The sequence below is a fragment of the Streptococcus oralis genome, assembly GCF_026782085.1.
GTDB classification, from domain to species: domain Bacteria; phylum Bacillota; class Bacilli; order Lactobacillales; family Streptococcaceae; genus Streptococcus; species Streptococcus oralis_DA.
Window position 1 is genome coordinate 477,852 of the sequence record NZ_JAKUVW010000004.1, and the last position, 10,988, is coordinate 488,839.

A 10,988-nucleotide genomic window follows, 5' to 3' on the forward strand; every position below is an offset into this window, starting at 1 on the left:
TAATAATTAGATTAATATCTCCTATTACATTTTACTATCATTTTGTTAATTGTTCAAGAATAAAGATACTGTTATTATACTATTTCTCCTCCAATGTTCAAAACAAAAACGATAACCACTTTGCAGTAGTTACCGTTGATTTTTTTGATTAGTCTTTCCCACCAAGTCTACTATTGATGGTCATCATGATGCTGGCTATTTTCTCACCCCAGTATGGATCGGAAGCATAGCGAACATTCATTCCTGTTGCCTTGTTTCCAAGGTGGTCTCTGCCGTAGTCGATGTAATTCTCACGAATCCACTTGGCAGCTCCTAGAATTCCTTTGTCCACATTATCAAAGCTCTTGGCTGAGAGATAAGGGCTCGTATCATAAGCCGCAATACCAAAGAAGTTGTTCTTATCTCTGGCAATTTGACTGCGTCCCCACGCACTTTCAAGAGCGCTATGCGCCATCAAGTAAAGGGCATTGACACCGTAGCGTTCCTCAGCCTCTTTGAAAGTCGCTCCTTTACCCGCAAGAGGACTATCCTGCAAGTTCATCATCGAATACAGTTTATCCAATTCAGCTGCACTATAATTACTTGGTTCTCTCAAGTTTTTAAAGAGGAAAGGATTTTTAACCGTAAAGCCATCAAAATGTTCTCCGTCAGTTGAGTAGTACTTCTTGCCAATAACCATAGCAGATGTGTGTGGAGCTACTTTGATACTCGTGTAAGGAGAGAGTTCATGGTAGAGGAATTTCCCATCACTAGTATAATGAGGGATAAACTCGCTTCCTTCATCCACTGCTGTCAAATCACTTTGATTCATATAGCCAGACAAGCCAGAAATCGAAACTGCAAGTCGGCCACCTTTTCGCGTTGAGCTATCCAGTGAAACAATACTTCCTTGATTAATGTAACTCAAGATTTCTCCAGATGCACTGTAGACATAGGCTGTGATGGGTTTAACTTTGTAATATTTGGTTTTATCCGCAACATGCCATCTACCAGAAGCATCCAAGGTATGACCATCCACAGTTTCATTTTTTGCCATATAACCGCCTGATTTAAGGTAATACCATGATTGGTCGGATGAATCGTAGATTAATTCTTTCTCAGCCATCTTTCCATTTGACTTGAGATAGAACCAGTTATTCTTGTACCATACCCACTCACTCGCAGCCATATAACCACCAGATTTGAGATAGTAGTAACCATTATCCCAGAGCCATTCTTTATTGGCATAATTTCCATCAGAGTTGATATAGAACCAAGAGTTATAGTTCTTGTCAAAGAGCCAACCTTTGCCGGCTTTTACACCACTGCTCGTCACATAACTACGGTCAATCCAAGTTTCCGTAGAGAGGTAGCCGCCTGATTTGAAATGGTAATCCTTGCCTTTGATGGTTTGCCAACCTTTTTCAGCATAGGTTCCATCATCTTTCAAGTAAAACCAAGAGTTATAATTCTTGTCAAAGAGCCATTCCGATTTCAGTTTGGCTCCACTTTTAGCAACATAGAAGCGGTCAATCCAGCGCTCGGTAGAAAGATAGCCGCCTGATTTGAAATGGTAATCTTTTTCTTTAATCGTTTCCCAGCCTTTTTCGGCATAGGTTCCGTCAGCTTTCAAGTAAAACCAAGCATCATAATTCTTATCAAAGAACCATTCCGATTTCAATTTAGCTCCACTCTTCGCAACATAGAAGCGATCAATCCAACGTTCAGTAGAAAGATAACCGCCTGATTTAAAATGGTAGTCCTTCCCATCTATAGTTAACCACATATTTTCAGCATAGGTACCATCTTGTTGAAGGTAGAACCAACTGCTATAGTTGTCATCATAAATCCAGGCTTGTTTAACCTTATTACCATTTTCTGATATATAGCTCTTACCAAGCCAAGCATTTTTCAGCATTTTACCTTGTGAATTGATGTAGTACTGGTTCTCCCCTTGAGTGATCCACTCATCTTTGGCCATTTTCCCGTCTTCTTTAAGGTAATATTTTTCCTGACCTTGTTGAATCCATTCGTTTTGAGCTTTCTGACCATCAGACTTGAGATAATACCAGGATTCTTGTTCCTGATTAAATACCCACTGTTCCTTGGCTTTAGCACCACTTTCAGTCACATAGTACTGGCCAACCCACGTTTTCGTAGCTAATTTTCCAGCTTCGTTAAAATAGTAATCCTTACCACCAACTGTCAACCAGCCGTTCTCAGCACGATTTCCATCAGCTGTTAAATAAAACCAGGCCTGTTGCGTTTGGTCATAGATCCATTGGTTGGTTGCTGGTTTCCCGTCTGCTTTGAGGTAGGTCTTTCCTTGCCACGTTCCCTCTTCTGCTTTTGCTGTCTCCACTACAGTAAAAAAACACCCCAATAAGCTAGCACTTACTAGGGCCACTTTCCATCGTTTCATTTAAATGCTCCAATAACGTTTTCTAAACCCTATTGTAACATAGTTAATCGACGGAAATATTACAAATTGATGAAGATTCTATTTCTTGTTGACGATAAGGAAAGACTAGCTTATCTCAGACTGGCTTTGACTTCCTTGCGTAATTCTTCCAAACTGCTAATGCCATACTTATCCATGACTTTTGGTAGATGTTCGATGATATCAGGACAAGCGTAAGGATTGGTAAAGTTGGCTGTTCCAACTCCGATGGCAGATGCACCAGCTAGATACATTTCTATCGCTGCTTCAGCCGAATCCACTCCTCCCATTCCAATAATGGGAAGGTCGGTTGTTTGGGCGACTTGGCGGATGAGTTTGAGGGCTACTGGAAAGACTGCTGGACCTGACATTCCACCTGTTCCATTGGCTAGGATTGGCTTTCTGGTTTTGAGGTCAAAGCGCATACCAACTAGAGTATTGATCATGGTTAGGCCACTTGCTCCTGCATCTTCTGCGGCTTTAGCAATAGTGACAACATCCGTTACACTAGGGGTTAACTTAACATAAACTGGCACATCAGAGGCTTCCACAGCTGCTTTTACCACTTCGTAGGCCAAGTCAGGATCTTGCCCAATCAAAAGTCCATGATTGCCGTGATCCACATTCGGACAAGAGATATTAAGCTCGATAGCTTTTACATTTGCAGCCTTAGAAATTCCTCGAGAAACAGAAGCGTACTCTTGTTTTGAAAAGCCTGCAACATTTGCGATGATGGGAAGCGTAGGATACTCTCTTTCCAGCCAAGGCAACTTTTCAGCTAAAACAGCTTCTAAACCCGGATTTTGCAAGCCGATTGCATTGAGCATACCAGCAGGCGTTTCTGCAACCCTGGGAGTAGGATTCCCAAAACGGGGTTCAAGTGTCGTTGCCTTGATCATAATTGATCCCAAAAGGTCCAAATCATAGTACTTGGCATATTCCTGACCAAAACCAAAACAGCCTGATGCTGGTATGATAGGATTTTTCAAATCCAAGCCCGGTAGAGAAACTTGTAAACGATTGGTAGTCATGACTTTCTCCTTATAATACAACTGTTCCTGTGCGGAAAACAGGGCCATCTTCACAGACACGTTGACTAATTGTCTCACTATCTGGCACTTTTAGGACACAGGCATAGCAAGCCCCCATCCCACAAGCCATACGAGATTCTAGAGATAGATAGGCTCTTGGGTGATCATAAAATCTTTGATTGATATACTTCATCATTCCAGGAGCCCCACATGAGTAAACAGCATCAAATTGAATGTCTAAGTCATTGATGACGACTGACACATTTCCCTTAATGCCATAAGAACCATCATCTGTTGTAACAAAAACCTGACCATATTGGGTCAATTCTGTTTCGAGAATAACAGCATCCTTGTTGGCAAAACCGAGGACTGTCACCACTTTCACCCCACGCGCATGCAATTCCTTGGCCACCTCAAGCAAGGGTGGAACACCGATTCCACCACCAACGAGGAGAACTTGGCTCTGATTGCCTAAATCAGACAAGTCAAAACCATTTCCCTGAGGTCCCATCACATCAAGAGTATCTCCCTGACTTAAGGTTGAAAAAATTGCGGTTCCAGCCCCCTCAATCCGATAAATGAGATGACACTGCTTGTTTGCCTTGTCAATAGACGAAATTGAAATAGGACGACGCAAGAGATGGGCATCATCAGGCACACGCAAGTGAAGAAATTGGCCTGCTCGCATGGCTTCAACCATTTCCCCTTCTAGGACTAATTCAAAGATTGCTGGCGCAATTTCCTCTTGTGCGACCACCTTCATGGTTTCCAAACGAATAGCACCCAAACGTTTCTTACATGTGGGATTCATGACTTTTCCTCCTTAAATTTAAGGGGACCAGATAAAGAAAAGACCTTGCTAATGCAAGGCCTCAGTTGGGTTAGGCTAGAACTCATGCGCACGCTTAAAAAGTCTCCACAGAGAGTCCCCTTATCCCTTTTATCTGACACCTTGTGAGTCTCTCTGGACTCCCCTTAAAGGTTAAATTTGTATTAGTATACTCTTTCAAAGAAAAAAAGTCAAGTAGAAAACGAACATTCTACTTGACTTTACTGGATTATTTTTCACGAATGACTTCGACCTTGTAGCCATCAGGATCCTTGACAAAGTAATAGTTTGGTTGAGTTCCTGGAAGTCCATTAGGGGCTGTCACCTCATAGCCTTTAGCGCTATGTTCTTGATGTAGCGCCTCAAGGTCAGGTGTACTGAGGGCGATATGGGCGAAGCCATCTCCTACCACATAAGGACCGTGATCATAGTTATAAGTCAACTCCAACTCATAGTCATCCCCCTCAAGTCCTAGATAGACAATGGTGAAAGCATGATCTGGAAAATCTCTGCGACGCAATTCTTTAAATCCAAAAGCATCTTGATAAAAAGCGATTGATTTTTCAAGGTTTTCTACTCGCAAGCAAGTGTGTAGCATTTTTGAAGCCATTTTCATTACCTCTTTCATTTTAATAGTTCTATTATACCCTTAATGGACAAAATTTACTAGAAACTTGAACTAGAGTCTTCTTCTCTACGCTTTCATTCTAAGCAGCACTTTTAGATTTTCCTTGCGTATATTGCGAATAAGGAAAAGCATGATCAGGATAAAAAGCCCCTCGAGGAAGTAGAACGTAAATTCGCTGTTCATGAGTAGTAAGTCTTTGTAATGATAGTTATTACCGAAAACTGAATTTGGTGCGAATAGGATTCGCAACAGTCTTCTTAGGAAAATAAAAATCTGTAAGCCATAAATCATAAAGACCTTCTTCACACCAATCATGAAGCCTTGTTCCTTTGTAAAATAAGACAAAGCGATTCCATTTAACAAGAGGATAACGGTTATAGCCAGCGTTTCATTTCGTAGAATAGTTGGATCAAAGATGTCTAAACGGCTGTGAATGTAGGGCAACGTTTGAAATAGTAGGATCCCCAAGACTGCTGGTATGAAAATTTTCTTCAGAGATGGTGGAAATCCAGGACTAAATCTTGTAAAAGACAAGCAAATCACAAGGATTGCAAAAATATGGAAGTAAGCTATGGCAACTCCTGAAATAGTCTGGCTTCGATTTACCAAAGCAGAAAGAAAGCCAGCAGAAAGAAAGATACCGATAGGAATCAGCTTCTCCAAAGAATAATCCCATTTCAGCCCCTGACTCACTTGGAAACCATCGATGAAGCTGAAAAATGTAATGAACATAAGGGCACCGATGAGGCCAAACGGTAAGGATGGAATGACGAGGGTCAATAGCAAGATTAGTAGGAACCATGGATGGGGGCTGTAGTAGAATTTCCGTTTTTCTCCTCTAGCAGTCACTCCCTCCTCAATCGGTGTTTTCCTTAATTTTAGCATATAGACGTAAAAGAGTGAAAACATGCCAGCATGAACCCATGAATTATAACCTGGTCGCTCTATAATACTGAGTATCAAACTTACAATCGTAAAGAGACCAGAGAAAAGCTGAAGAAACTTATTATTAAATACCTGTCTTTTTTTCCAATCCAAATAAGAGAGCTTGGCCTTCGGATGACTAAGTTCATAGGCATAAGTCGTCATCTCTTCTAGTTTCTGGTCTGTCTCCTCCGTCATCATTTGGGGAGCCATTTTAGAAGTAGGAAAAGGAGCTAAAACATATCTCAGGAGCTCGCCGTCTGTAAACCGATGGTACTCCTTATAGATCTGTTGGAGTAAAATCGTTAGAATGCGTGGTCTTCCTTTAAAGTAGCTTCTCCACTTCTCCCAATCATTGATATCTTCATCGCTCTTGGTGAGCTTATCCATATAGAGATAACCTTCATTGTACCAGTAATCAAAATTTTCCTTTTTGTCTAGTTCATACTCCTCTACCACTGAAGGATAGGAATGGATACTCTTCCAGAAATGGAGTTTCTTCAGGTAAGGATTTGATTCCTCATCACTATAACGCTCCACAAATTGGAGAACGAGGGCTAACACTTTCGCATTGGTTAAAGGATAGACGTCCACCTTTTCTAACAAATCAAGTAGGAGAGTATGATCCTTAACTGTTTCAAAAAGATATTGCCAATCACGTAACAGTTTGTACTCGTCTTGATATGGACTATAGAGTAAAAGATATAGTTTTTCCTCAACCTCCGATGAATTTAGCAAATTATAAGAATGGATATCGAATGGTTCTTCTGAATCTGCTTGTAATTCCTCAAAGTAAGCTAGAAGTTCATCATAGGCTTTTTGTTCCTCTTCTCCAACCTCTGGTTTAATCTTCTCCAAGATATAAGCCAAAACTGGAATGCAAGTAATCATTTGTTTACTGTTATTCAAGAGAAAAAGGACAGTACTAGGAGAAAATGATTGACTGAAAAATTTTATCCAAGCTCCAATCTGATTAGCTCTTTGGGAATCTTCAAGGATTGCCTGACATAAACGATAAGAAGCATACAAATTCGAAATTTCTTTTTTTGCATCTTCAAGAGACTCTCCATTTTTGTAGGCGGTAGCTCTTTTAACCTTCCAATGCTTCAGTTTATAGTAATAGCCCCAGTATCGGAAGTCAGGTATATAGTCTTCCAGCAAGGGAATGAGGATAGAAAATTGCTCCGGTTTATTAAAAATATAAACATCCATTTCCTCTAAAACGGATTGAACAATGTCCATATCATACTGATACTGATGAAAGAACTGACGCCATAGATGCTCTTGTTCCTCTTGGTTATAGCCGTCGTTTCCAACAATACTTTCAATCGCATTTCGGATCAGATAGGTTTCTTCATTATAACCGCTAAAGTCAAGAGTAGACCTTGTTGTTCCTTCTTGACCACGGTTCTCTTCGTCACCAAACGTTTCAAAGTTGAGGGTATTCTTAGCTCTTTCTTCAGAATCTCCATTTAGCTGAACTTCCTCATCATAGTCACTAAAGTCAAGGGTGGACTTTTGCTTATCCTCTTCTGCTTTATAGGTTTCAAAGTTAAAGGAATCGCTGGTTTTATCAGTTGATTGCTGATAATCACTGAAATCAAGACTAGATCTTTCAGACTCTTCGTTCTCAGTCTTCGTTTCTTCAGTCAAGTTTTCAAAATTGAGACTAGAGTTAGGCTTTTCATTCGCCTCTTCTTCAAGTTCAGCAGCTTCTTGAGAGTCACTCGCTTTTCTTAGACTATTTTCTGGTCTTGTGTTTCTAGACCTCGCATAAGTCAAGGCTTTTTGGTACGCTTCAACAATTTCTTGGTAAATTTCTGGTTGGTCTTCTGGGTGATAGAGCCGAACCAGTTCAGCATAACGCCTTCTAATAAGCTTGACGTCAGTCGTTGGCTCTATCCCTAAAGTTTCCCATATATTCATAAGGTCTCCTCTTTTACAGTCCTCGCTCTAGGAAGTCTAAATAGTTTGAAAATGATTGATAGAGTTTTGGCAAATGATAAACAGATGCTTGACTGACCTCTTCTTCAAATCGTCTAGTTTCAGCCATTAGCTCATCTCTTCTTCTCCCCAAGAGCATACTGTACACACGATTCGCTTTTTCAATCAAGAAACGATAAACCTCTGTTTCTTGAGCATTGATCTTATAGCGAGTCAACTCTGCTTGCTTAGCCTTGATTTCCTTTTCTGTCAGAGTAACACTATCTTGGAGAATAACATGACTAAAGACTTCCTGTGTTGAATCAATTTTCACTTCGACATCCAAAATCCCATTTAAATCATAGGTAAATCGAACTGTGAAACTTTCATTTACTCTAGTATTCACAGGGACGGGAACTTCTAATTCTCCTAGAAACAGATTTTGTGATGCCTTCATCATCTCACCTTGATAGACCTTTATCTTGACTTGGCTCTGTCCCAATTCAGCCGTATAGTACTGCTCGATTCGTGAAGCAGGTAGGGTTGAATTTCGCTCAATAATCGGCGAAAAGCGGTCGCCAACTATTTCTATGCCTAGTGTAAAAGGACAAATATCAGACAGCAGCAAATCTCGTATCTCACCCTGACGTTCTTTTATTCCTGCTAAAAGGGCACAACCTCTCGCAATCATCCGATCGGGATCATCAGATACCTGAACCATTTGATTGATACAGTAGGATAAAAAGTCCTGAACCAAGCGGAGTTTCGAAGTCCCACCAACAAGAACAAAGTTATCAGATGATACATAGCTATAGCGTGCATCCATCAAGGCACGGTCCAAAACAGCCTTAACACGAGCCAGCAGCGGTTGACAAATCTCATAAAAGCGCTGGTAGCTCAAGTCTAAAAAGTATTCCTGCTCTTGGTCCATCACTGTCATCTTCACTTCTTCTTTATCATTGAGTTCCAGCTTTGTCTTTTCAGCCTGTACCAAAATTTTGCTATAAAATTCACGGGAAATAGTATCCTTGGTTAATTGATTGGAGACTAAAAATTCCTCAGCAATAGCCGCAGTAAAGTCTTCTCCCCCCAAGCGATTGTCCCCTGCGATTGACACGATTTCAACGATATTATCAAAAAGCTCCACAACTGAAATGTCTAGAGTTCCACCACCAAAATCGACTACAATAAAAGATTGATCTTCCTGGTTTACCATAGATCTTTTAGCTAGAGCCGCTGCGGAAGGTTCATTGATAATCCGATCAATCTGAACGCCTGCAAATTTCCCTGCTAGTTTGGTCGCATAGCGTTGAGCATCATTGAAATAGGCTGGAACACTAACAATCACTTCCTCAACCTTTTCTCCAAGATAGGTCTCTGCATCGTCTACCAACTTTCGAATGATAAAAGAGCTTAATTCTTCAGCCTTATATGCTCGATTTCCTAACGTCAACTCATGCTTAGTCCCCATAAAACGCTTGAACTGAGAAACCGTCTTATCTGGGTGGGTTACCAAGCGTTCCTTGGCAATTTTTCCAACTATAATCTCATCATTGTCATCTAAAGCCACAACAGAAGGCGTCAAATACTCACCAAAAGCATTGGGAATCAACTTGACCTGACCATCTTGATAAACCCCTACTAAAGAATTAGTCGTTCCTAAATCAATACCTACTATCATCTTCTTCTAACTCCAAATCTTTTTTAGATATTCCTATTATACAAGAAATATCCTATTTTCTTTGAAAAAATCTGTGATTTACTCTTTAGAATAGAAAATCATTTATGGTAAATAAAAAAGTTTCACCCTACTCTTGCGGTAAAAACCACGAGAGTAAGAATGAAACAGTTGTCATTATTTACCAAGTTTTGCTTTAGCTGCATCTGCAAGAGCTGTGAAAGCTGCTGCGTCGTTAACAGCCAAGTCAGCAAGCATTTTACGGTTAACTTCGATTTCAGCCAATTTCAAACCATGCATCAATTGTGAGTATGAAAGTCCGTTCAAACGAGCTGCCGCATTGATACGAGTGATCCACAATTTACGGAAGTCACGTTTTTTCTGACGACGGTCACGGTATGCATAGTAGTAAGAGTTCATTACTTGTTCTTTTGCAGTACGGAACAAGATGTGTTTAGCTCCATAGTAACCTTTTGCTAATTTAAGAATACGTTTACGACGTTTGCGTGATACAACGCCACCTTTAACACGTGCCATGTTTTATTTCCTCCAAATATTTCCTAGAATTGTTTACTTACTGTTAGGCTATTATTTCAAGCGAGTAAGCATTGCTTTGATACGTTTGAAATCTCCTGAATGCACCATAGATGCTTTACGAAGATGACGACGTTGTTTCTTAGTTTTTCCGTGGAAACGGTGAGAAGTGTAAGCACGGAAACGTTTAAGTCCACCAGAACCTGTACGTTTGAAACGTTTAGCTGATGCGCGGTGTGTTTTTTGTTTTGGCATGATTTTTTCTCCTTTATTTAACTTTCTGACAATTATTTTTTGTCAGTTGCTGGCGCCAACTGCATGAACATTTGGCGTCCATCCATCTTAGCTCGTTGTTCGATGATCGCAATATCTTGTGTTGCTTCAGCAAACTCGGCTAAAACTTTTGCACCAATCTCTTTATGGGTGATCATACGCCCTTTAAAGCGAATGGATACCTTAACTTTATTTCCTTTTTCAAGGAACTTGCGTGCATTGCGAAGTTTTGTGTCAAAGTCACCCTTGTCAATAGTTGGACTCAGACGAACTTCTTTCACAGTAACAACACTTTGTTTTTTACGTTGTTCTTTTTGCTTTTTCTGATACTCAAATTTGAACTTACCGTAGTCCATAATTTTAGCAACAGGCGGTTTTGCTTGAGGTTGGATCAATACTAAGTCAACATTTGCACTATCAGCCAATGCTTGCGCTTCGCTGAGTGGCTTGATGCCTAACTGTTCTCCCTCAAGACCGATCAAGCGAACTTCACGTACACGAATTTCATCATTGATGAATAAGTCTTGCTTTGCTATGGTTTTCACCTCTTTTTTATTATTAGAGAAAAACAATAGCGGACTCGTAATGATACAAGCCCGCACGTTATGATAGCGTTTCTTAGAAACTTTTCATCCGTAGGGCCAGGCAACTTGATGTCACAAGGCGAGAAGCTCTCACTTCTGCTTTTCTCAACTTTTATATGATACCAAGTTTTCTATTCCTTGTCAAGATAAAAAGTCAATTTTTCG

The 10,988-nt window shown here is 40.4% G+C and carries 9 protein-coding genes and 1 other annotated feature; all 9 genes read right to left on the minus strand.

The window, feature by feature from the left end:
* Positions 1-148: 148 nt before the first annotated feature.
* Positions 149-2,401: a glucosaminidase domain-containing protein gene (locus tag MK395_RS04445; protein ID WP_268711359.1), complete on the minus strand. Its 2,253-nt coding sequence runs from the start codon at positions 2,399-2,401 to the stop codon at positions 149-151.
* A 110-nt stretch (positions 2,402-2,511) separates the two neighbouring features.
* Positions 2,512-3,498 (minus strand): dihydroorotate dehydrogenase, encoded by a 987-nt coding sequence (locus tag MK395_RS04450; RefSeq protein WP_268711670.1) that lies wholly within the window; start codon positions 3,496-3,498, stop codon positions 2,512-2,514.
* Positions 3,461-4,261: a dihydroorotate dehydrogenase electron transfer subunit gene (locus MK395_RS04455; protein WP_125420956.1), complete on the minus strand. Its 801-nt coding sequence runs from the start codon at positions 4,259-4,261 to the stop codon at positions 3,461-3,463. The genes MK395_RS04450 and MK395_RS04455 overlap by 38 nt, the downstream gene beginning before the upstream one ends.
* 247 nt (positions 4,262-4,508) lie before the next feature.
* Positions 4,509-4,889, minus strand: a complete 381-nt coding sequence (gene gloA / locus MK395_RS04460; protein WP_000157150.1) for a lactoylglutathione lyase — start codon at positions 4,887-4,889, stop codon at positions 4,509-4,511.
* An 84-nt stretch (positions 4,890-4,973) separates the two neighbouring features.
* Complete coding sequence (locus tag MK395_RS04465; protein ID WP_268711360.1) at positions 4,974-7,757, minus strand: J domain-containing protein; 2,784 nt, start codon at positions 7,755-7,757, stop codon at positions 4,974-4,976.
* Between the two features lie 13 nt (positions 7,758-7,770).
* Positions 7,771-9,435 carry a molecular chaperone HscC gene (locus MK395_RS04470; protein WP_049489406.1) on the minus strand — a complete coding sequence of 555 codons (1,665 nt, stop codon included), beginning with the start codon at positions 9,433-9,435 and terminating at the stop codon, positions 7,771-7,773.
* A gap of 174 nt (positions 9,436-9,609) precedes the next feature.
* A complete protein-coding gene (gene rplT, locus MK395_RS04475; protein ID WP_000124830.1) occupies positions 9,610-9,969 on the minus strand; it encodes a 50S ribosomal protein L20 in 360 nt (119 codons plus the stop codon).
* A 51-nt stretch (positions 9,970-10,020) separates the two neighbouring features.
* On the minus strand, positions 10,021-10,221 hold the full coding sequence (gene rpmI / locus MK395_RS04480) for a 50S ribosomal protein L35 (protein WP_001125942.1): 201 nt from the start codon (positions 10,219-10,221) through the stop codon (positions 10,021-10,023).
* 32 nt (positions 10,222-10,253) lie between these two features.
* Entirely contained in the window at positions 10,254-10,784 is a 531-nt protein-coding gene (gene infC / locus MK395_RS04485; protein WP_000848184.1) for a translation initiation factor IF-3, read from the minus strand.
* Between the two features lie 15 nt (positions 10,785-10,799).
* Positions 10,800-10,931, minus strand: a sequence feature (ribosomal protein L20 leader region).
* Between the last annotated feature and the right edge of the window lie 57 nt (positions 10,932-10,988).